The sequence below is a fragment of the Balneolaceae bacterium genome (assembly GCA_034521495.1).
GTDB lineage: Bacteria > Bacteroidota > Rhodothermia > Balneolales > Balneolaceae > Rhodohalobacter.
This window is the reverse complement of sequence record JAXHMK010000004.1, coordinates 482,538-504,808: the sequence shown is the minus strand read 5'-3', so window position 1 is coordinate 504,808 and position 22,271 is coordinate 482,538. Positions and strand designations below refer to the sequence as shown.

Sequence of the window (22,271 nt, the reverse complement as noted above, 5' to 3'; positions counted from 1 at the left end):
CAAAAGTCGAGTTCGGTCATATCAAATCTAATGATCTAATCATCTGATGATTCATCTCCCAGCGTCCGCCCCGTACTAATCATAATATGTGCCCAGGGTTCTCCGGGATTCATCAGCCAGGGCGCTCCCTCGCTGGCCGGTTTAGTTGCAATACCGGTAGTCTCCTCGGTTGCAAACGGTATGTAAACTACATACAACGGACTGGCGGACTTCAACTGGCCGGTTGAATAATTAAAACCATTTTCAGATCCTGAAAGTGAATACAGCGCCATCGGTTTCTGCGGCCAGGGAATTTCACCTGATTCAATTTCCTGTTTTCGAATCTCCATGATCTCTTCTCTCTCCAGGCCCCGGGCACGAAGTTCGCGTCCTCGTTCCATAAAGGGTTCCATCTCTTTAAAATAGCAGGCTACATGAAATCGATCGGCGTTGGGGTCATCCGAAATGCAGATCAATTCGTTTGTACCTTCACGTAATGTTGTCAATTCGCCATCAACATTATACCCCAACACTGTGGCTCCATCCTTCATATCAGCTGGTGCCGGGCTAACAGCAGCCATGATCTGCTTTTCAGGCGAGGGAATCTCTGTTTGTGCCTGTATCGGCTCAATCCATGCAAATAGTATTATTACAAATCCAATTAGAATTCGATGCATCACACGTCCTCCGTTTTCTGTTTTAAATTGATGATTAACATACTATAGTTACCGCTTTATTTCCATACGCCCTATGTTTGTTTACTTATTTGAACAAATTTTGTGACCGGCAGTCCCTAAAAGCTATATGTGGATTTCAGTAGTATCAATGACTACCCGCCTTCAGAACTACACTACTTTACTATACTAAAGAGAAAAGATTAACCCCCCTCACATCGCTGCCCCTTTAAAGTCATAAATCAAAATATTGCACGCAAATCTTACAGACTGTCATTCAATTCGACCCTGATGTTATTTTGATTGACGAAGCGTTCGCGCACAGAAAATCCGATTCTGATTAAATTAATTTTGTGAGGATTACAGAATAATTAAATAAATGAGGCAAATTTCGATATAAGGTCAACGGTCTTTTCTGCCATTCTCTACATTTTTCGATTTTCTCAAAAAAAGAGGATTTATCAACTTCTCCACATCCTTAGATAATCTATAAAAATTAATGCTTTAGGAATGATCAGGGAGAATTATCAACCATTTATCCACAATTGTCACAACAAACTACGGAAGCGGTTCCATAAATAATTTTTATTCTATTCTCAAGTCTGTCTATTATAATTATGTTAAAATTGCTATTAGACTTAATTAACCTATTTGAATCTTTCTTTTTCCTAACTAATTTAAATCAAGCCAAAACGGCTTAGCTTTAACTTGTTAACTAAATCAACCTTAATTAAAGTTTTATTTATAGAATGAAGCTACGATATGGAATAATATTCACTTTACTGGTTCTGCTTCTCAGCGCTTCAGCATTTGACGTGTTTGAAACGGAGTCTATACCTGCTGAAGAAGCAGCAACTACAACAGTAATTCAAACGAATGGGAACGAATACACCTCTATGGAGGAGTTCCAGGCATCTACAGACTTTATCAAGTTTACGATTGATAATCTCTGGATCCTGATTGCTGCTTTCATGGTACTCATGATGCACCTGGGATTTGCAACCGTTGAAAGCGGTCTTACTCAAGCGAAAAATGCGGTAAACGTTATCTATAAAAACGTCTTTATTGTAACCGTTGGCATTTTGCTCTACGCCTTTGTGGGTTTCCAAATTATGTATCCGGGGGATTTCAACGGAATCTTCGGATTCGGAGGTTTTGGAATCGGATTTGACCCCTCAGATCCGGTCTCTATGCTCACTCCAGCATACGGCATGGATATGACGATATGGACAGATTTTATCTTCCAGGCTATGTTTGCAGCTACCGCGGCTACAATCGTTTCCGGTTGTGTAACGGGACGTATTAAATTACCCTCTTTTATGATGTTTGGTGTTTTACTGCTTGCATTCAGTTATCCTGTTACAGGAAGCTGGGTATGGGGCGGCGGCTGGTTAGATTCTCTCGGTTTTTATGACTTTGCGGGCTCTACCCTTGTTCACGGCGTAGGCGGCGCAGCCGGACTTGCTTGTGTAATCTTATTAGGTGCACGAACCGGTAAATATGAAGACGGAAAAATTCATGGAATACCCGCCCATAACATTCCACTTGCCACTGTGGGTGTATTTATTCTCTGGCTGGGCTGGTTTGGATTCAACGGTGGTTCTGTGTTGAATGCAGATCCATCAACCGTTTCTTACGTATTTGTAACAACCGCATTGGCAGCATGTGCCGGAGCATTGGCTTCTATGGTAACCACTCAGGTTGTTATGAAGTCACTCGATGCCCCTATGGCACTCAACGGTATTCTTGCCGGCCTGGTAGGAATTACAGCCGGTGCGGATGCAGTCTCATTGATGGATGCCGTTATTATTGGCGCCATTGCAGGGATTATTGTTGTGTTGTCAATCCTTATGTTCGACAAACTTAAAATTGACGATCCTGTCGGTGCAATTTCCGTTCACGGTGTTTGCGGTATCTGGGGTACTGTTGCTGTCGGTATCTTTTCGCCGGATGTAAGTTTTGGTGTTCAGTTGTTAGGTACCCTGAGCATTGTTGCTTTCACATTTGTCTTCACCCTCATTGTATTCGGGGCGATTAAAGCAACCGTAGGTGTTCGGGTATCCAAGGAGATTGAATCCGACGGACTTGATATTTCTGAACACGGCAACCAGGCCTATCCTGATTTCTCACCTGTTAAAACATCACAACTGGGTGCTTTTTCAGATTAATTATCAATAGGTAATAACAATTTGAGGTCCTGTTCTCCGCGTTGAGAGCAGGACTTTAAAATTATTTCTTATCTGAATCCAGATTATTCTGTTTCAAAATTTTCTGGCTAACTCAACTAATCTATCTCTAATAATCTTTTTAATACTTACAATTATGAAATTAACGAAACTATTAAAATCTCTTTTATTAACTGTTGTACTTACTGTCATCATCGGCAGCACCGTTGCCGTTAACCACGCTCAAGCTCAGGAACTTACACCCGGAGTTGACTTCTACAGCACGTATGTATGGCGTGGTGTTGCGTATTCCGGCCCTTCCATTCAGCCCTATGTAGATTTCACCGCGGGTGGATTTACTCTTGGCGCGTGGGGATCACAAGGAATTGACGGAATAGCGGGCGGAGGAGTTTCCAGCAACGGCTTCCAGGAGATGGACCTTTACGCCTCTTACAGTTTTGATTTCGGGCTGAGCCTTGGAATCACGGATTACTACTATCCCGGTTCTCTTTACTTTGATGGAGAAAGTCATGCCTTTGAACTGAACGGCGGATTTTCATCTGGCGATTTCTCAATATCAGCAAACTATATTTTAAATGAAGCAGCAGGAGCCGGATCAGCCGGCGGTGATACCTATTTCGAGCTTGGTTATGGTCCCGTATTTGTTGGCGGGGGTGACGGATGGCACTCAACTGATGGCGATTTTGCAATCGTTAACGTGGGTGTAGGTGCCTCTAAAGAGATCGAAATTACGGACTCTTTCTCACTGCCAATAAGCGGTGCCGTGGTTCTTAATCCTGATACCGAACAATTTTACATTCTGGCAGGATTTTCTCTTTAAGACAAAACATCTTATTCATATGTAGAAAACCATCCTAATTTTCTACTCCGGACCAGGCAAATATTGACGTATTTGCCTGGTTTTTTTATGTCTTCGAAGGAGCGTCCGACTTCCCGTGTGCACACAAGTTTATCTATAAGTCTACCCAAATGAATGATCAATAGTTTTCATGAGATCCTCCACTGAACCCCGACAGAAAATCGCATCGGGGTTTTCGGTCGGATGACAAGGTGTGGTGGGTATCGGCGGCGGGCAGTACGCAAGTTTTTTCCAAATACAGTCCTTATGCCCGCCGCTTCTTACCCCTGTGTGTCATCCCGACTAAGAGTGGAGCGAACGCATGGAGGATCTCATGATATAGGCTATCATGCCTTCACGACTCTATAAGTTCTTGGTATATACTTGAATAATGTAGAAGATGTGTACACACGATAAGACTCTTTGAGACAGTGGGAGCTAATCGTATCAACCTTAAAGATTTACAACTACCTTACCCACCTGCTCTCCTTTTTGAATACGCTGAATCTCTTCGGGCAGATTTTCAAGCGGCTCTTCTATGTATAATTTGTCTAAAACCTCAGGTTTCCACTCATCCGCTAATTTGTTCCAAATTCTCATACGGTCTTGCATCAAAGCAATTCCCGAATCAATACCCATTAAGCTAACACCCCTCAAGATGAAAGGATAAATATTTGTGTGTAATTTGTGTCCCAATACATTTCCGCAGCAAGCCACCACGCCGTTGTGAGCTGTTTGACGTAAAACGGCATCTAACATAGATCCTCCAACCGTATCCAATGCAGCAACCCATTTTGAGGAGAGCATCGGTTTTGACTCTACATCCGAAACTTCGTCCCGATGGATCACCTTAGCACCTCCCAATCTTTTCAAAAAATCGGCTTGATCCAGTTTTCCCGTAGCTGCGATCACATCAAATCCCAAATATGCAAACAGGGCAACTCCAAAAGATCCAACAGCTCCGGTTGCTCCGGTCACCAACACCTTTCCACTTTTACGTTTCACATGTTGACCCAAAATTTTTTCCACCCCAATTGCGGCGGTTAACCCGGACGTACCGATCATCATACTCTCTTTCAGTGTCAACCCATCAGGCAGCGGTACAATCCAATCCCCCGGAACCGAGATATACTGACCAAACCCGCCCGGAGTGTTCATTCCCAAATCGTAACTGGTTACAATAACTTCATCTCCGGATTTAAACCGATCATCCTGACTTTCTTCCACAATTCCAGCCGCATCAATTCCGGGAGTAAATGGGTATTTTTTTGTGATTCCTTTATGTCCCGTGGCAGAAAGTGCATCTTTATAATTGAGGGAGGAATAATGCACGCGGATCAATACATCGTTATTCGGCAGATCACCTGTATTCAGCTTTTTGATCGACTGAATGAACTCTCCCTCTTTCTCTTCAGCGAGAAGTGCTTTGTAGGTTTTTGATTTCATATAATTGTCTCATTGATTCTCCTTCCGGGCTTGACCCGGAATCTCCAAATTCTTAAAAAGCTTTATCTATAAAAGAGCTCAAAAAGGACTTATCAGTGAAACCGGCTTATCTTTCTTAGTTCGATAGATTGTAAAATGATGATCCAATGTAAAAATTTTGGATTCTCGTTCACTTTCTGCCAAGTACAAAAGAGAAGCATCAGCAACAGAGGCAGGAAGGTTGCTATATTTAGAAATAATTTCTCTGACTCTTTCTAATCCTTTTACCTTACTCAGTACTGGTAAAATTTGCAGGTGATCACGTTGTGTGAATTCAAATAAGTTGTCTGGAGAGATTCCACTCCCCAACATTAAAAATACGGTTTCAGCGATTACAGCTTCGCAAGTAATGAGCGGCTCTGTAATATTTGCGAACTGTTCTCCTGTCCACCGGTTATATTGATCTCTTCGATCAAAAAATGCATATAAAGGTCCTGTATCAATAAATATGCTCACTTACCAAATCCTTCCATATATTTGGAATTTGTTGAAACATCTCCCGGACCAACTCCAACTCCATATAAGTCTTTGTTAAGTTCTAATAATGAGTCAGGCTTTGTTTCAATGGGTTCTCTTTCTACCTCTTTTTCTATCAATTCAAGCACAACCTGCTTTTGGCTCACACCCCATCTTTTGGCAAGAGAACGTATTTTTCCCTTCTCTTCAGGTGTTAACTTCATCCCAAACCACTCTGTTTTCTTTTTCTCTTTTGAAGTGCTCATAACTCTTAAAATTTATGCATGTTGCAACAGGAATATAGAAACGTTGCAACATACTTAAAAAGTTTATCACGAAAATATCCTCTTAAACCAGGAAACGATGGTATCATCATACGGCGGATATCGAAAGTCGGGATCGGGCCAGAACGTTTTTTTCATCACCGATTGATTTCGGCTGAATGTATCAAAACTGTATTTGCCGTGATACGATCCCATTCCGCTGTTCCCAACTCCCCCAAACGGCAAATTGGGATTTCCCAGATGCTGAACCGTTTCATTCACACACCCACCGCCAAAGGGCACTTTTTCTATAATCTGCTCTTCAAATACACTGTCTTTTGTAAACAGATAAAGAGCAAGTGGTGATGGTTTATCTCTCAATTTTTCAATCAGTTCAGATGGATCAGAATACGTTAATACAGGCATTAAAGGGCCAAAAATTTCCTCCTTCATGATCTCCGAATTCCAATCAGCCTTAATAATTGACGGTTCAATAAAAAGAGTTTCTTTTTTATGAATGCCTCCGAAAATCACATCACTATTCTCCAGAAGATTGACAAGACGCTCAAAATGGGATTCATTGACAATTTTCGTGTAGTTCTCGCCCGGCTGATAATCATCCCTGAAAAACTCAGACAGCACTTTTTTTGATTGATCTATGAATTCATCCCGAACGGATTCGTGAACCGTCACAAAATCCGGGGCCACACAAGTCTGACCTGCATTGATGGTTTTGCCCCACCAGATTCGCCGGGCACTTACCTCGATATCTGCATCATGATGAACAATCGCCGGACTCTTTCCGCCCAACTCCAGCGTGACCGGAATCAGTTGCTCAGCCGCGGCTTTCATTACAATTTTTCCAACGCGGGTACTTCCTGTAAAAAAGATTTTATCGAAAGATTGGTTGAGGAGTTCGGTCGTTGTGTTCACCGCACCTTCCACCACAGTGATTATACCCGGATCAAAAAAATCAGAAATTAATGTTTTGAGAACAGAAGACGTTTCAGGGGCTATCTCAGAAGGTTTTAAAACAGAAGTATTCCCGGCAGAAATTGCACCGATCAATGGCATGAGTGTAAGATGAATCGGGTAATTCCAGGCACCAATAATCAGTACTGTTCCGAGCGGTTGTTTATAAATCACACTTTTTGATGGGAAGGAAACCATCGGTCCGCCGACCGACTCCGGTTCCATCCACTTTTGCAGATTCTTCAGATGGAAATCGATCTCATGAAGAATGGTATAGATCTCTGTTGAAAAGGATTCAAAATAGGGTTTCCCGAAATCTTTCTTAATGGCGTTGCACAGCTCCTTTTCGTTTTCGGAAACGAGAATTTTTAGCTTCTCAAGCCCCTCTTTCCGAGCCTCAAAACTCCGGGTTCTTCCCTCCCTGAAACACTTTTTTTGGTTGGCGACAACTTGTTCGATATCCGTCATTTGGTTTCTCGTCCTTTAAATGAGTCCATTGTTTCATACACTCCAAAAACACGGCCAGCTATCCAGTCGAAAAGTGTTGCCGGCAGAATCCCTTTTAGAAATGGAGTGAATCGCACCATAAAAGGAGCTTTAATCGATCGCTTTCGCTTTGCAATTCCTTTCAGCATTCGGTCGACGATATCTTCTGTTGTGAGAATTGGAGTCAAAAGTGGAGCTTTCACTCCCTCAAACATTCCCGTATCAATATAACTGGGAATTACCGCAGTGATATCAATTCCGGTTCGATTCTGTTTCATCTCAAGATAGAGCGATTCGGTCCACCCCAACACCGCCCACTTGCTGGCCGCATAGACGCTCATTTTTGGATTCCCGATGTAGCCCGATGCCGATGCCATATTCACAATGTGTCCCGACCCGCGTTCAATCATCTTATTAAGAAATGCACGAGCTACGTACATGCTGCCGTTTACATTCACTCGGATCGTTTTATCAATTTCTTGATACCGATGTTCATGGAAAAGTTTACCGGCTACTATTCCGGCACAGTTGAGTATCAGGTCGGGTACCAATTTTTGTTTTATCAACCGCTCTGCTTCCAGCTCCACACGGTTGGCATCGGTAATATCGATGATGGATTTATCAACTTTACAGTTTTCCTTCAAGCGATCGGTCGTTTCATACAGTGCCTCTGAGTTCAGATCCCATAAAATCAGCCTGACACCTTCAATCTCTGAAACTCGCTCAGCAAAAAGTTTACCAATTCCACTGGCAGCGCCGGTGATCAATATAGTTTTATGTTGGTAGTAATTCATCATTTCTACTTAAAGCTTACAAAATTAGCAGGCCTGTAAAAAATGTTTTTATGAGAGATGGTGATGTGAAAGACATTGTATTTTTCTTGCAATTAATATTTTCTGAAATATTCAAAACCACAATAGAATATCAACATTCAATCCAATTATGAAAAAATACAATGTCTCTTCGCTTGTTGATTTACATTAATCCTTTTTATTGTCACGTTGCGGATGAAACTCTTATTTTTCATCAAACTGAACAAAATCACTTTTCCGCATGAAAAAATATTTAGCCACCACCTTAATTCTGTCTTTTTTCTTAGCTGGTTGTCAATCCTCTCCAAATATTGAGGAAGCCGCCCAAACCATCACACAAGAGACACTGATGAACCATATCGAAACTCTTTCTTCTAATGAATATGAAGGACGTGCCACCGCATCTGAGGGAGAGGAAAAAACGGTCAACTATCTCGTTAACGAACTTGAGAGTATTGGCGTGGAGCCGGGCATGGATGATGGCTCGTACGTACAGGAATTTCCGCTGTTGGGGCAAACAGTTGATCCTTCATCAGCTTCTTTTGTCCTCAAACAAAATGGACAGGTTCTGAACGATCTGGAGTTCCGTACAGATTTTGTTGCATGGCCATCTAACCAAGAGGAGCAGGTAGATGTAAATGACGCCGAACTTCTCTACGTAGGTTATGGAATACAAGCGCCGGAGTTTAACTGGGATGATTACAAAGATGCTGATGTGGAAGGTAAGGTGTTGGTCTTTAAAAACAGCGATCCGTCGTATGATGAAAATCTCTTCGGCGGGGAAGGTCGGCTTTATTATGGACGATGGAGTTACAAATTTGAAAAAGCAGCCGAGATGGGAGCGCTCGGGGCAATCATCATTCACACAACACCCACCGCTGGATATGGATGGAATGTGGTTTCCAACAGCTGGAGTGGAGAACAATTCTATCTGAAAAGCGCCGAAGGAGAAGCTTCTAACATGACGACCTTTGATAGCTGGCTGACCGAATCCACAAGTGCCGAACTGTTTGAAGCAGCAGGATATGATCTGAATGAAATGCTTGAAGCCGCCGATGATCCCGAGTTCCAACCGGTTCCGCTTGATGGAATTACAGCTGATGTGGATTTAGAGGCCAATTACAGCAATATGTCTTCTGAAAATGTGGTGGGAGAAATTGAAGGAAGTGACCCGGATTTGATGGACGAGTACATTGTGTTCACAGCCCATCTCGACCATCTCGGAATTACGACACCGGTTGATGGTGATTCCATCAACAATGGTGCGATTGACAATGCTGCTGGAATCAGCACGCTCCTGAATCTTGCAAAAGCGTATAAAGAAGTAGAACCCGAGATGCGGCGAAGTGCCCTGTTTTTGTTTGTGAGCGCTGAGGAGATGGGATTACTGGGATCCAAATACTGGGCAAATAATCCGACGGTTCATCCCGGAAAAATCTCCGCCAATTTTAATATGGATGGCATGCAAGTCTACGGCCCGACGGAAGATGTGGTTTTGGTTGGCTACGGACGAAATTCTATTACACCCGTCTTCGAAGAATATGCCGAAGAAGCCGGCCGAACAGTGAAACCTGACCCACACCCAGAGCAGGGATATTTTTACCGGTCTGATCATTTCTCACTTGCTAAAAAAGGAGTTCCCGCCATTTTTCCAAACCCGGGTCAGGATTATATTGACAAACCGGAAGATTGGAGCGAAACCATAGACAGCGTGGATACCGCTAATTACCACTCTGTGAATGATGAGATCAATGAATATTGGGATCCAACAGGATTAGTTCAGGATGTGCGGCTGTTCTTCCGAGTCAGTTTCGATATTCTCAATCAGGATGAGATGATGAAATGGAATGAAGGTGATGAATTTCAAGCCGCCCGGCAACAGATGATAGAAGAAGCCCCCGAGAATTAACGGAGTCTTCATTTAGCAGATGTATTTTATTTTCCCCTTAGTAGGATGATGGCGCAAGCGTCTCGCTTGTGCCCTCTGTTGATGGCAATATCTGGGATTTCTTTACTTGAGCCGAAGGTCTCCTTCGGATCATAAAGGACGAAGCTCTGCTTCTATTCCAGTTTCTAATGATGAGAAGCAGAAGCTTCGGAACGAGTTAAAATGTATGTTCAAACACTTTTAAAAATCACATTAAATCTACAAACATGAGTAATTTCGAATATCCATATTCACGCCCGCGCAGGCTCCGGTCATCCGATGCAGTACGCAAAATGGTCGCCGAAAACCATCTGTCTGCTGATGATTTCATCGCCCCTCTTTTTGTGATGGAAGGCGAAGGAAAAAAAGAGGAGATTGCTTCCATGCCGGATTACTATCGCTTTACGATTGATCTTCTGCTGAAAGAGGTTGAGGAGATTCAATCGCTTGGAATTCAGTCGGTGCTTCTGTTTGCCAAGGTTCCTGATGAGAAGAAAGATAATGAGGGAACTGAAGCGCTGAATGCCGATGGACTGATGCAACAGACCGTTCGCGCCATCAAAAAAGAATTTCCGGATTTGATTGTAATGACAGATGTAGCTCTCGATCCGTACAGCAGTTATGGTCATGACGGAATTGTTGAGGACGGGCAGATTCTCAATGACGAAAGCGCGGAGTTGCTTGCCAAAATGGCGGTGAGCCATGCAGAGGCCGGAGCCGATTTTGTGGCTCCCTCGGATATGATGGACGGCAGAATTTTGTTGATGCGTGAAGCTCTTGAAGATGCCGGATTTTATAACACCGGAATTATGGCATACAGCGCAAAATATGCATCGAGCTATTACGGCCCGTTTCGGGATGCGCTCGATTCAGCTCCCGGATTTGGCGATAAGAAAACATATCAAATGGACCCAGCAAACGTTACAGAAGCGGTAAAAGAAGCGGTTATCGATCAGCAGGAAGGTGCCGATATTGTAATGGTAAAACCAGGATTACCGTATCTTGATGTACTTCGCGCCGTAAAAGAAGCGGTGCAAATTCCGGTATCCGTGTACAACGTTTCCGGTGAATATGCGATGATCAAAGCGGCCGCAGCCAACGGCTGGCTAAACGAAGAAGAAGCGATGATGGAAGCGTTGATCGGTTTCAAACGAGCCGGCGCCGACCTGATCGCCACCTACTTTGCCAAAGATGCGGCACGATTGTTGTAGATTTTTTACCTCCCCTCTCGAGAGGGGAAAAGTCAGACTGCGTTTAGCAGAATGACGAGGGGTGTGTTATCGTGATTATACCACGGACGTGAACACACCCCTGATGGCTCCGCTCAACGCTACGCCATCTGTCCCCTCTCAAGAGGGGAGTTTTCAAACCCTTATTTAACTAAGAAATTGACTATGAAACGAGTTCTCTTATTCCTTGCCACTAACCTGGCAATTATCATCGTTGCAAGTATTACCCTCTCCCTTTTAGGAGTTGGATCTTACCTGGACGGAACCGGATTGAACCTGCAAGCTCTCCTGATCTTTTGTTTTATTTTTGGGATGGGCGGATCGTTTGTATCCCTGCTTCTGTCCAAAAAAATGGCAAAATGGTCGATGGGAGTTCAGATTGTAGAAAATCCGCAAAACTCCCGCGAGGAGTGGTTGGTACGAACTATTGAACGGCAGGCAAAAGATGCCGGAATCGGTATGCCGGAAGTTGGGGTTTTTGAAGCTCAACAGGCAAACGCTTTCGCAACCGGTTCAAACCGAAATAAAGCGTTGGTTGCTATTAGCCAGGGAATGCTTCAGCGATTTGATCAGGATGAAATTGAAGCGGTACTGGGCCATGAAATTGGCCACGTTGCCAACGGCGATATGATTACCCTCGCCCTGATCCAGGGTGTCGTCAACACGTTTGTGATGTTCCTGGCGCGGGTGATCGGCTTTGTTGTAGACCGCGTTGTTCTCAAAAATGAAAGAGGGTTTGGAATTGGCTATTTCCTTACAACCATTGCAGCCGAGATCGTTTTGGCGATTCTTGCCTCCACGATTGTATTTTGGTTTTCAAGACGACGTGAGTTCCGGGCCGATGAAGCCGGTGCACGATTTGGAAGCCGCAATGGCATGATCAACGCATTGCAACGACTTAGAAAGGAATCTGAAGTGCCTAACCAACTGCCGGAATCGATGCAGGCATTTGGAATTACAGGTGGAAAAAGAAGTGGTTTGAAAGCCTTATTTATGACGCATCCACCACTGGAAGACCGAATTGCGGCGTTGCAAAATATGACGGATTAAGGGCACACACAGTAATGAGTTCTAAAATTTTGTATGCCGGGCAGCTTGCCCGGCCACTTAATCTAATATTACGATTAATAATTGTGAATAATAATGGATATAACGGGCAAGCTGCCCGTTGTACTTTTCTCAAGACTAAAAATCTATGTTGTTAAAAAGCGAGTATCTCTATAACCGAGCACAACAATTCATCCCGGGCGGAGTCAACTCTCCGGCCAGAGCCTTTAAATCTGTCGGCGGCGTCCCGGTGTTTTTCAAAAAGGCGAAGGGATCGATCATCACCGATGAAGACGGTAACGAGTATATCGATTATGTAGGTTCCTGGGGACCGATGATTTTGGGTCACGCTTATCCGGCTGTGATCAAAGCGGTTCAGGATGCGTCCTTTAATTCCACATCATTTGGGGCACCGACTGAGATTGAGATCAAGATGGCCGAGTTAGTTCAAACCATGGTGCCGAATGTGGAGAAGGTCCGGATGGTCAACTCCGGAACCGAAGCATGCATGAGTGCCATTCGGGTCGCCCGCGGATACACCGGCAAAGACAAAATCATCAAGTTTGAAGGAAACTATCACGGACATGGAGATTCATTCTTGATCAAAGCCGGAAGTGGCGCTTTGACTCTTGGTAAGCCGAGCAGTCCGGGAGTCACAAAAGGAACGGCTAAAGACACTCTTAATGCCGATTACAATGATCTCGATTCTGTCGAAAAACTCCTCAAAAAGAATAAGGATAAGGTAGCCGCCATCATCGTTGAACCGGTTGCCGGTAACATGGGTTGTATCCCGCCCCAACCCGGATTTTTGGAAGGATTGCGAAAACTTTGTGACGAGCACGAAACCATCCTCATTTTTGATGAAGTAATGACCGGATTCCGTCTTGCCCGCGGTGGAGCTCAAGAGCGATTTGATGTGTGGGCGGATCTCGTCACATTTGGAAAGATTATTGGCGGCGGGCTACCGGTCGGAGCTTTTGGCGGAAAGAAAGAGATTATGGATGTTGTGGCACCGGTTGGACCTGTGTATCAAGCCGGAACGTTGTCGGGAAATCCATTAGCAATGAGCGCCGGTTATGCCCAACTCAGTATCCTCGAAAAACATCCCGAGCTGTATGTTGAACTGGAAGAGAAAGCCGAATATTTGACGAAGCGGCTGCGGGTTGTTCTGAATCAACATGAGATCGATTTTCATCTGAACCAGGTCGGTTCTATGACCAGCGTCTATTTTACCGATCAAAAAGTAACCGGATTTAAAACCGCAAACACAACGGATCAGGAACTGTTCAAAACATTCTTCCACGAAATGTTGAAGCGGGGCGTGTATCTCCCACCATCACCCTTCGAAAGCTGGTTTTTAGCCACAACACTTACGAATAAGATGCTCGATAAAACCGTCTCGGCTGTGGATGAATCTCTGGCTGTTGCGAAATCGAAGCTGGGTTAAGGAGAGACATTGTATTTTTTCTTGCTGACAAATGCGTTTTTACATTTTCAAAATTTTGTCTTGGCTTTAAGAGTTGTTACCAGTAAGAAAAATACAATGTCTTGCGAAATCTCTTCATGAAATGTTTATTCAATCACCCTATCTTTACTGGTCTGTGAAAAAACTTTTATGAAGAACAAATCTGCTCTTGCTACTGTATTTCTTGTTGTAGTCATCGATCTTCTCGGATTCGGGATCGTACTGCCGTTACTCCCTTTCTACGCTCAGGAGTTTTCAGCTTCAGCAGTAACGATTGGTCTTCTTTACAGTGTCTATTCATTCATGCAGCTTATTTTCTCTCCTATTTGGGGGAGTTGGTCCGACCGTGTAGGACGGCGCCCCATCATGCTGATGAGCACTTTCGGGGCGGTCATCGCTTACATCATTTTTGGTTTTGCAGAGTCCCTTGGTGTTCTATTTTTATCCCGAATTGTGGCCGGAACCATGGGGGGAAATATCTCCACAGCGCAGGCATACATTGCCGATATTACTGATAGCGAAAATCGTGCCCGGGGAATGGGACTTATAGGTGCGGCATTCGGCATCGGTTTTGTGATTGGCCCGGCCACAGCCACCGGCCTGATTCACCCTGCCTTTCACGAGTTTGTAGCCAGTTTTGGATTTCCAGATTTCGCCGCATGGATGGAAGCCAACCGGTTTGCCCTTCCCGGATTTTTTGCCGCCTTTCTCTCCTTCTGCAGCTTCCTGATGGTTCTCTTCAAACTACCGGAAACCGTCGATAAATCAGCACCGAAGAAAGAAGATGTTTACCGCAGGCCAAGTGTTTTTTCACCCCGTTTCTGGCGATTGCTTTCAGAGCAGAAAGGCGCCTCTGCAAAAGGATTCCTCATTCCATTGATCATTGGTTTTTTTCTACTCTCTTTTGGAGAATCGAGCCTCTACAGCGCTTTTCCGCTTTTTGCAGAATCCCAACTCAATATGAGCGCCGCGGATGTTGGAATTCAATTCTTTTACATCGGTATTATCGCGGTCGTTGTTCAGGGATTTCTAATCAAGCCACTAACAAACCTTTTTGCCGAGGAGAAAATTTTCCTGGTTGGAAATATTTTGATGGTAATCGGGCTCGGTTTAATTCCACTCGCCCATAACATGCTCACACTCGCACTTTTTCTCTGTTTGATGGCGCTCGGAAAAAGCCTGAATACACCAACCATCACCAGCCTGATTTCTCAAGAGGCAAGTGAAAATAATTACGGCGCCGTGATGGGAGCTTCTCAGGGACTTTCCGGACTGGGACGAATGATTGGTCCGACATGGGGCGGAGCTCTTTTTGCGGTTTACTTTGGCCTTCCGTTCATTGCAACTGCTGTGATTGTGGGTGCAACAATCTGGATTGCGGGCGGACTTATTCTGAAGGAAAAGAATCGGATGGAATCCATATCTTAAATCTTAACAGCTGTGATTGTAGCTGGAACGGTTTCGATCATAATTCTTTCGTTGCTCTAACCCGTCATTTCAGGAAATTGAACTCTTTTAGTACCTTTAAAAGAAAGAGATACAAATGAATAAAGGAGAAAAACTATGACTGTTTATATCGCCGACAAACTTCCCGATGAAGCCATTTCTGAACTTGAACATCTCGGTCAGAATGTGATTAATAATCCGGGCGTTTCGGGCTCAGATCTGGATAAAGGATTGGGAGAAGCCAACGTGTTGATTGTGCGATCTACAGTTGTAAGTTCATCATGTATCAAGAACAGTCCCAACCTGAGTTTGATTGTACGTGCCGGAGCCGGTGTCAATAATATCGACATCGAAGCGGCCAGCAATCTTGGAATTTATGTGGCCAACTGTCCCGGCAAAAATGCCATTGCTGTAGCTGAGTTGACGATGGGTTTAATCATCAGCCTCGATCGATATTTGGCAGATAACGTATCTGATTTTAAGGCCGGAAAATGGAACAAAGCAACGTACAGTAAAGCAGATGGACTTTACGGAAAAGCTCTCGGCGTGATTGGTGTCGGACAGATTGGTTCGGAAGTAATTACACGAGCAAAGGCGTTTGGCATGCCGGTCATAGCATGGTCGCGTTCTTTATCAGAAGAAAAAGCAGAGGAGATGGGGATCATCCATGCCGAAAGTATCGAAGAGGTAGCTTCCAAATGTGATATTCTCAGTGTGCATCTGGCGATCAATGAAGAAACAAAAGGAATTATATCAAAAGAGATTCTTGCCGAACTCAAGGACGGGGCTTATTTCATTAACACCTCAAGAGCGGGAATTGTGGATGAAGATGCACTTTTTGATGAATTAGAATCTGGCAGAATTAAAGCAGGCTTGGATGTGATCAGCGACGAACCGGAATTTAAACAGGGAGAGTTTTCAAGCCGATTCCAGGAGTTGGATCATGTGTATGTAAGTCATCATATTGGAGCGAGCACCAAACAGGCTCAACTTGCCGTCGCATCAGATGCTGTCGATATCGTCCGCGGATATATTCAGGAAGGTCACGTCCGCAACTGGCTCAACCGGTGCGATCATACCGATGCACCCTGGCAGTTGGTGGTGCGGCATTATGATAAACCCGGTGTTATTGCTAACGTGATGAATGAATTGAAAGAAGCGGACATCAACGCCCAGGAACTCACAAATGTAATCTTTGAAGGTAAACAAACCGCTTGCTGTACCATCCAGCTCGATGCGGAACCATCCTCAGAAATCATGAAAAGTATTCGAACACGACAGGATGAGGTGATAAGTGCGACTCTGATTCAGATTTAAACTAATTCTCCCATTGAGGGGAGACAGAGTTTTTCAAACGTTCTTGAAAAACTCAGAGGGGTGTTTGTGGTCATAAATGTGATCATCAGGACATCCCCCGAGTTCATTCGCTAAACGCTCATTTCACTTTCCCCCTTCCAAGGGGGATTTTTACAACCTTGCCTCTTCGAGCCACAACTCCGGATCCACCATCTGGCTGCCGTCCCGGATTAAAAAGAAAAGCACCTCACCGCGAATAGAGTTTCCGTCTCCTGAAAGGCCGATCATATCGCCTTTGCTGAGCACCTGGTTTTTTCTCACATAGATTTCACTCAAATTTCCATAAGCGGTTTTATAGTCGCCATGACTCACAAATACCACATCACCGTAACCCTGGAGCGGCTGAATTCCATAGACGTAGCCGCCGTTTACAACTCTTACTGTTGAGGCCGGCGGAGCGGCAATATCCACACCCAAATTTGTAGTTCGTGTTCCAAACACCGGGTGCACACGTTCGCCAAATTTTTCGGTGATGGTTCCGTTTTCCACCGGCCAGGGGAGCCGACCTCGTTGATCCCTAAAATCTGCTTCGTACTCATTCAGTTCACTATCACTAACAGACATTTCACGTCTTACAACACTTTCCCCCGATGATTCCGCCCGGCGCAATCGCTCCTCCTCCCGGATCAGATTTTCCATTGTATCCTCTAAATTTCTCTTCTGCTGCTCCCGGCTCTGTTTCTGCTCTTCCAGGTTTGCAATATCCTGTTTGAGTGAATGAACCATCTGCTGTTGCCTCGCCTGTTGTTGTTCCAAATTTTCAGTCTCAGCCTCAATTTCCTGAAGGGCAATCTGGTTTCTTTCACTTGATGCTTCCAAATCCTGCCTCGATTGCTCAAGTTGCAGCCGGGTCTCTTCAATCTCGTTCAATTGCTCCTGCAAATAATCATTGAATCTGGCAAGGTAAAATGTTCGAACCATCAATTGATTGATAGATGCAGAGGTCAGAAGTAGCGCAAGCTCTGTGGTTCGTCCGTGCTTATACAGGTAGGTCAGGCTCTCTTTATACTCATTCAAAAGGGCAGTCAACCGTTGCCTGAGCTCAGCCTGGTTGTTTTGAATCAACGTAATCTCCTCCTGGATCTGGCGCTGTTCCCGGTTCATCTGCCGGAGGCGTTCTTGTTGGAGGGAGATCAGGCGATTCAGCTCTTCAAATTGCTGATAAACCTCATCATACTCTTCCGTTCTTTCATTTAGGCGCCGGGTATATGTTTCAATCTGCTCATCCAGCGTTTCAATCTGCGAACGGGTAGATTGCTGCCGTTCCAGGATTTCGGCCCGCATTCTCTCGTACGATGATTGGGCCTGAGACACACCCGCCATTGCAATCAATGCAATAAAGCATGTCATCAAAAAGGATTTGAGGTTCATCATACCTGTCACCTGTAAATGGGAATATCATCGGGAAGCTCGATTCCGAGCTCGGGTAATTCTTCGTTGATCTCTAAATTCTGAACCAATAACGTGGCTCGTGATTTACCGTCCCGGCTAAAAATCGTGATTTTTCGCGGTAGTTGAAACCCTTCGATAACGCCATACCCTTCATAAATAATCCGGCCGTACGGAACCGCCTGAATCCCCTCAGGCACATTCACCTCCAAAACTCTGCCGGTCTCTTTTGCCACCTGAACTCTTACCCGATTCACCAGAATTGCTACATACAGATCCTCCGTTTCAAACAATCCCTCCACATCTGATTCGGTAAATGTATAGTTAAAAAGATCCAGCATATTCACCGAGGCGATGGATCCGACGCTTGTCAGTTTACCCTGGTTCAATGGCACTTTTTCAGCAAATTTATCCACACGGTTGTAGACCAGGAGTGAATCTGAATCCACAAAAATTTGCCCGCCCTCAATGCCAACACTGGTCCGAACGGTGATCAGGCTTTCTTGCCGGTTTGATAAAAACTGAAGTGTTACCCGCTCACTGTTTCCAGGTTCGCTAACAATTGCTCGTCCGCTTCCGGAAATCGTTTGAAGCGATTCCCGATAGTTCGGAACAGATTCCAATAGTTGATTTACAGAGATAGATGCCTCGGTGAGATTCTCTTCGCTCTCGATTAATTCACTGGATGAGCTACAGGAGATCATGAAGAGAAGCAGTAACATAATTCCTGGGAGTGATATACGTTTAAAGAAGCTGTCCGTATAAGAATCAGCTTTTTTGATGTTGGCCAAAAAGGATGTGAAAGAAGATAATAAGCTTAGTTTGGTCATGCCGGACCCCGATCCGGTATCACCAAGCTTGATCAACGAATGGAGATTCTGAATCAAGTTCAGAATGACATCATTTTTGGCCAACATCTTCGCAATGACAAATGGAACATGAAGAGCTTTCATAGAGTACTTCAAACCGATCAAATCTGTTCGAGTTTTTCATTGAGGTGCGTACGTTCGGAATCTTCGTCCAATGCTTTTTGCCACCATTCTCTGGCCGCATCCATATCGCCTTGCGCTTCAAAAACATCTCCCATATGCTCAAATACTTCGGCACTTGCTTCACCGGTATCGATCGATTGTTGAATGTAGTTTCGGGCCTGTTCATAATTCTCCATCTTGAAATAGACCCATCCCAGCGTATCCAGGAAAGATGAGTTTTCGGGGTTGGATTCTACGGCTTCCGTTGCCATCTGCAATGCTTTTTCTAAATTCTCTTCTCTAACCGACAGGTAATAGGCGTAATTGTTCATCGCTGTGGTATTTGCCGGATCGAGCCGAAGGGCACGTTCATATGCATCCACGGTTTCATCCCATTTATCGAGCTCCTGTTTAACATCACCCAGAGTTCCGTAAATAGCGGATCGAAAATTTCGCCGCGATGGAGCCATCGTTGCATTTTCCAGCCAGGTTTCCGCCTGCTCATGCTGACCTTCAAACATGTACGAAGCTCCCGTAAAAAATTGCACAAACGCATTATCGGGGGCATTTTCATTCGCCTGATCCGAAAGTTCAATCACTTCCTCATATCGCCCCAAACTAAACAGCACCTGGATTCGCTGGGCCCATGCCTCCGCCTGGTCCGGATTGATCTCCGTAGCCCGTTCCAGGTTCACCAGTGCCCGTTCCATCTGGTTGTTTTGCAGGTAATAATCCGCAGCTACCAACTGGGCAGGAGCATAATCGGGTTCCTCTTCGCTCAATGCCTCAATCACTTTTCGGGTTTGCTCCTCAAGAATTTTCTGCTCCGGTTCGTTTTGATATTTCACCATCAAAAAGCGCACAAGTTCCATTTTTTGCCGCGGATTGATCATCGGGTTCTCCACCATCATCACAAATGTATTGCCCAGTTCCTCCCAGTTGTTATTTTCGACATAGATCTCTGCCAATAGAATCAGCGTATTTGTATCATTTGGATTTCGATCCCGCGCCTCCATTAACACATCTTTCGCCTCCTGCTCTTTATCCAGCTCAAGATAGAATTGGCTGATGGTATGAAGCGTACTCAGATTTCCCGGGTTCAATTCACGCATTTTCTGAAGCTCGGCCAGTGCATTCTCATTTTGGTTGAGCGCATTGTAATTCTGGAATTTACTCAGGTGAATTTCAAAAGCACTGCCTCTCAGGTCGAGGATTTTATCCAGCATCTCGTTGGATTTTTCAAGCTGACCAATCTCCTTATAATTTTCAGCCAGCCGATAGAGCACATCTATATCATTTGGATGATACTCGAGGATTTTATTCAGAGAATTGATCGCCTGCTCATTTCGTCCCGACTCAGTGTAAACCCGCGCCAGGTGCAGATGATACCATTTGTTTTCCGGTTCCAGTTCCGCTGCAATCTGTCCATAGTAGGCGGCATTTGTATAATCATCGATCTCCAGGTACACATCCGACAAAGCATAATTCACACCGGCGTGATCCGACAATTTCAGGTGAGCTGCCGTCAGTTTATCGAGTGCCAGTTCATAATCCTGGTTTTCAAAATCGTTGATGCCCTGGATGTAGTAGTCCAGGGCTTCGGCCATATTTTCATCGACAGAAGTCGTGTCTTGTGCTTCGATAGCCGCAGGAAGCAACAAAAAGATTGTGAGAAGAAATTGCAGGGATCGTTTTATCATCAATTGTATGAATTCGTTCTTCGCCGTTCTTAGAACGAGCGAATGGAAAAGTAATTATAATTTCAAGATTTCGAGATTATGAAAAGAGTAACTTTGTATCGGTCATCCTGAACTTGATTCAGGATCTCCTGTCGTATTAAAATATGGGGATTCTGAATCAAGTTCAGAATGACAAAATCTTTGTTCTTTTCAAAAACTTGAACTTCATTCTAAACCACCTGAATGTTCAATAAATGTACCATTCTTTGCAAAGGGATGTTAGGGAAGTTTTTGTTGGAAGGCTTGATATGCGATTGGAGATATTTGATCTCAGATATGCGAAGGTTTCAGTCATCGGATGAGTGGAACTATTTTAATTTTTGTTTTACGCCACCAACACTTATCCGATGACTTTGAAAATTTAGATCTGAGATCGCATACCGCATATCAGAGATCTCAAATTATTCTTCTACTACTCAATATACATTTGCCCCTCTAAGTCATAATCAATCGTGACATTTTGATATTGATATTGGCCATTGAGTTGAAAATCAGTACTCCTTGCATTTCCGGTTGCTGTAAATGTTCGTCCATTGTTTTCTATATCAATTTCAAACGACTCCGTGCCGGTTGATTGTCCAAGAATCACACAATCTTCTGAAACCGTGCAATCGGGATAGACCCGATTTTCCATCTCACCGGCATCGGCTCCGTGAAGTCCCACAAATCGAATCGTTTCCTGGTCATCCTGTACTTTTAGATGGATTGAAAACTCAACTCGCTCAGTTTCAACCTCCGGCACTTCTCCTTCAGGGATGGGCCAATCGGAATAGCTGGTTGTTCTTTTTTCGCCACCTACGAAGTAGAGGCCGGTGTGAGGATACTCCGGTTCCCCTAACCCGCCAAGTCCTTCAATTTTTCGACCAGACAAATCATATCCAACACTATCTCCCCTGTACTTAAACAAGCCATTGATCTGCAACTCGTCATTTTGTAGTGATCCTTCTCCCTCATATAAATAACCCGATCTAAAAAGGTCCAATGTTATCAACCCGTTATTGTATGATGCATAAACACAATACTCATAAAGTACCTCGCTCTCTCTACAGTTTTGTGGGAAAGCAGATTTGCGCCCGGAATTTGCACCATTGAGTCCAAAAAACTGGACCGAGTCGGGATTTTCTTCCAGGTATTTCACCGATACGACTGAGGCCACCCACGTTGTATCATAGCTGTATTCAAACTCTACCGTGCAAGGAAAGCAGTCGGGATCTCTGTCAATCTCCGTGCCGGTTAAATAGTAAACCTCAGACACATAATTTGTAGATGTTTTTTCGTTTTCTTCCTCTTCTTTCGGGTCGGTTGAATTATCAGAACAACCGAACGTGAAATTGGCGACTAAAAAGACTAAAATAGGCAGGATTGTTTTCATACTTGGTCCGTTTGATAAATTTGAATCTCTTGCTGAAATTTTTCACATCCTTTTCTTCTATAAGATAGATATTGACTGCTCAAATGAATTGCAAAGGAATAGGTTGTATTTGTTTGTAGTCTGATTATTTTACTACATCCTTAGACCGTTTTCATCACCGGTCCTTAATTTACTGAGAG

The 22,271-nt window shown here is 44.2% G+C and carries 18 protein-coding genes; 8 read left to right on the top strand and 10 right to left on the bottom strand.

Annotated elements, in window-relative coordinates:
- Positions 1 to 35: 35 nt before the first annotated feature.
- Positions 36 to 656, bottom strand: coding sequence for a hypothetical protein (locus tag U5K72_03220; GenBank protein MDZ7717818.1), 621 nt, complete (start codon positions 654 to 656; stop codon positions 36 to 38).
- A 746-nt stretch (positions 657 to 1,402) separates the two neighbouring features.
- Between U5K72_03220 and amt the strand changes: the two genes are divergently transcribed.
- Positions 1,403 to 2,821 (top strand): ammonium transporter, encoded by a 1,419-nt coding sequence (gene amt, locus U5K72_03215; GenBank protein ID MDZ7717817.1) that lies wholly within the window; start codon positions 1,403 to 1,405, stop codon positions 2,819 to 2,821.
- 154 nt (positions 2,822 to 2,975) lie between these two features.
- The gene (locus U5K72_03210; GenBank protein ID MDZ7717816.1) at positions 2,976 to 3,659 is read left to right on the top strand and encodes a TorF family putative porin; all 684 of its coding nucleotides are present in this window, start codon (positions 2,976 to 2,978) and stop codon (positions 3,657 to 3,659) included.
- Positions 3,660 to 4,130: 471 nt separating this feature from the next.
- Here the strand turns inward: U5K72_03210 and U5K72_03205 are convergent, their stop codons facing one another.
- From U5K72_03205 to U5K72_03185, 5 genes are all read right to left on the bottom strand, one after another.
- Positions 4,131 to 5,123 (bottom strand): YhdH/YhfP family quinone oxidoreductase, encoded by a 993-nt coding sequence (locus tag U5K72_03205; protein MDZ7717815.1) that lies wholly within the window; start codon positions 5,121 to 5,123, stop codon positions 4,131 to 4,133.
- A 78-nt stretch (positions 5,124 to 5,201) separates the two neighbouring features.
- Positions 5,202 to 5,618, bottom strand: coding sequence for a PIN domain-containing protein (locus U5K72_03200; protein MDZ7717814.1), 417 nt, complete (start codon positions 5,616 to 5,618; stop codon positions 5,202 to 5,204).
- Positions 5,615 to 5,884: a hypothetical protein gene (locus U5K72_03195; GenBank protein ID MDZ7717813.1), complete on the bottom strand. Its 270-nt coding sequence runs from the start codon at positions 5,882 to 5,884 to the stop codon at positions 5,615 to 5,617. The genes U5K72_03200 and U5K72_03195 overlap by 4 nt, the downstream gene beginning before the upstream one ends.
- Before the next feature lie 66 nt (positions 5,885 to 5,950).
- Positions 5,951 to 7,321 (bottom strand): aldehyde dehydrogenase, encoded by a 1,371-nt coding sequence (locus U5K72_03190; protein MDZ7717812.1) that lies wholly within the window; start codon positions 7,319 to 7,321, stop codon positions 5,951 to 5,953.
- Positions 7,318 to 8,136: an SDR family NAD(P)-dependent oxidoreductase gene (locus U5K72_03185; GenBank protein MDZ7717811.1), complete on the bottom strand. Its 819-nt coding sequence runs from the start codon at positions 8,134 to 8,136 to the stop codon at positions 7,318 to 7,320. The genes U5K72_03190 and U5K72_03185 overlap by 4 nt, the downstream gene beginning before the upstream one ends.
- A gap of 256 nt (positions 8,137 to 8,392) precedes the next feature.
- On the opposite strand from U5K72_03185, the gene U5K72_03180 reads away from it, so the two are divergent.
- The 6 genes from U5K72_03180 (at position 8,393) to U5K72_03155 (ending at position 16,582) form a co-directional block, all read left to right on the top strand.
- On the top strand, positions 8,393 to 10,060 hold the full coding sequence (locus U5K72_03180; GenBank protein ID MDZ7717810.1) for a M28 family peptidase: 1,668 nt from the start codon (positions 8,393 to 8,395) through the stop codon (positions 10,058 to 10,060).
- Positions 10,061 to 10,305: 245 nt separating this feature from the next.
- On the top strand, positions 10,306 to 11,289 hold the full coding sequence (hemB, locus tag U5K72_03175; protein MDZ7717809.1) for a porphobilinogen synthase: 984 nt from the start codon (positions 10,306 to 10,308) through the stop codon (positions 11,287 to 11,289).
- A 183-nt stretch (positions 11,290 to 11,472) separates the two neighbouring features.
- Positions 11,473 to 12,357, top strand: a complete 885-nt coding sequence (htpX, locus tag U5K72_03170) for a protease HtpX (protein MDZ7717808.1) — start codon at positions 11,473 to 11,475, stop codon at positions 12,355 to 12,357.
- 145 nt (positions 12,358 to 12,502) lie between these two features.
- Entirely contained in the window at positions 12,503 to 13,801 is a 1,299-nt protein-coding gene (gene hemL, locus U5K72_03165; GenBank protein ID MDZ7717807.1) for a glutamate-1-semialdehyde 2,1-aminomutase, read from the top strand.
- Positions 13,802 to 13,969: 168 nt separating this feature from the next.
- Positions 13,970 to 15,247, top strand: coding sequence for an MFS transporter (locus tag U5K72_03160; protein ID MDZ7717806.1), 1,278 nt, complete (start codon positions 13,970 to 13,972; stop codon positions 15,245 to 15,247).
- 135 nt (positions 15,248 to 15,382) lie between these two features.
- The gene (locus U5K72_03155; GenBank protein ID MDZ7717805.1) at positions 15,383 to 16,582 is read left to right on the top strand and encodes an NAD(P)-dependent oxidoreductase; all 1,200 of its coding nucleotides are present in this window, start codon (positions 15,383 to 15,385) and stop codon (positions 16,580 to 16,582) included.
- A 150-nt stretch (positions 16,583 to 16,732) separates the two neighbouring features.
- On the opposite strand, the gene U5K72_03150 is transcribed toward U5K72_03155, so the two are convergent.
- From U5K72_03150 to U5K72_03135, 4 genes are all read right to left on the bottom strand, one after another.
- Entirely contained in the window at positions 16,733 to 17,995 is a 1,263-nt protein-coding gene (locus U5K72_03150; protein ID MDZ7717804.1) for a peptidoglycan DD-metalloendopeptidase family protein, read from the bottom strand.
- A gap of 5 nt (positions 17,996 to 18,000) precedes the next feature.
- Positions 18,001 to 18,963: a DUF4292 domain-containing protein gene (locus U5K72_03145; protein MDZ7717803.1), complete on the bottom strand. Its 963-nt coding sequence runs from the start codon at positions 18,961 to 18,963 to the stop codon at positions 18,001 to 18,003.
- A 17-nt stretch (positions 18,964 to 18,980) separates the two neighbouring features.
- On the bottom strand, positions 18,981 to 20,681 hold the full coding sequence (locus U5K72_03140; protein ID MDZ7717802.1) for a tetratricopeptide repeat protein: 1,701 nt from the start codon (positions 20,679 to 20,681) through the stop codon (positions 18,981 to 18,983).
- A gap of 451 nt (positions 20,682 to 21,132) precedes the next feature.
- The gene (locus tag U5K72_03135) at positions 21,133 to 22,092 is read right to left on the bottom strand and encodes a hypothetical protein (GenBank protein MDZ7717801.1); all 960 of its coding nucleotides are present in this window, start codon (positions 22,090 to 22,092) and stop codon (positions 21,133 to 21,135) included.
- Positions 22,093 to 22,271 lie beyond the last annotated feature (179 nt).

Bases quoted from the DNA above. Each gene is read 5' to 3' on its own strand.
- U5K72_03220 (MDZ7717818.1), bottom strand. From the start codon at position 656: ATGCATCGAATTCTAATTGGATTTGTAATAATACTATTTGCATGGATT.
- amt (MDZ7717817.1), top strand. From the start codon at position 1,403: ATGAAGCTACGATATGGAATAATATTCACTTTACTGGTTCTGCTTCTC.
- U5K72_03210 (MDZ7717816.1), top strand. From the start codon at position 2,976: ATGAAATTAACGAAACTATTAAAATCTCTTTTATTAACTGTTGTACTT.
- U5K72_03205 (MDZ7717815.1), bottom strand. From the start codon at position 5,123: ATGAAATCAAAAACCTACAAAGCACTTCTCGCTGAAGAGAAAGAGGGA.
- U5K72_03195 (MDZ7717813.1), bottom strand. From the start codon at position 5,884: ATGAGCACTTCAAAAGAGAAAAAGAAAACAGAGTGGTTTGGGATGAAG.
- U5K72_03190 (MDZ7717812.1), bottom strand. From the start codon at position 7,321: ATGACGGATATCGAACAAGTTGTCGCCAACCAAAAAAAGTGTTTCAGG.
- U5K72_03185 (MDZ7717811.1), bottom strand. From the start codon at position 8,136: ATGATGAATTACTACCAACATAAAACTATATTGATCACCGGCGCTGCC.
- U5K72_03180 (MDZ7717810.1), top strand. From the start codon at position 8,393: ATGAAAAAATATTTAGCCACCACCTTAATTCTGTCTTTTTTCTTAGCT.
- hemB (MDZ7717809.1), top strand. From the start codon at position 10,306: ATGAGTAATTTCGAATATCCATATTCACGCCCGCGCAGGCTCCGGTCA.
- htpX (MDZ7717808.1), top strand. From the start codon at position 11,473: ATGAAACGAGTTCTCTTATTCCTTGCCACTAACCTGGCAATTATCATC.
- hemL (MDZ7717807.1), top strand. From the start codon at position 12,503: ATGTTGTTAAAAAGCGAGTATCTCTATAACCGAGCACAACAATTCATC.
- U5K72_03160 (MDZ7717806.1), top strand. From the start codon at position 13,970: ATGAAGAACAAATCTGCTCTTGCTACTGTATTTCTTGTTGTAGTCATC.
- U5K72_03155 (MDZ7717805.1), top strand. From the start codon at position 15,383: ATGACTGTTTATATCGCCGACAAACTTCCCGATGAAGCCATTTCTGAA.
- U5K72_03150 (MDZ7717804.1), bottom strand. From the start codon at position 17,995: ATGATGAACCTCAAATCCTTTTTGATGACATGCTTTATTGCATTGATT.
- U5K72_03145 (MDZ7717803.1), bottom strand. From the start codon at position 18,963: ATGAAAGCTCTTCATGTTCCATTTGTCATTGCGAAGATGTTGGCCAAA.
- U5K72_03140 (MDZ7717802.1), bottom strand. From the start codon at position 20,681: ATGATAAAACGATCCCTGCAATTTCTTCTCACAATCTTTTTGTTGCTT.
- U5K72_03135 (MDZ7717801.1), bottom strand. From the start codon at position 22,092: ATGAAAACAATCCTGCCTATTTTAGTCTTTTTAGTCGCCAATTTCACG.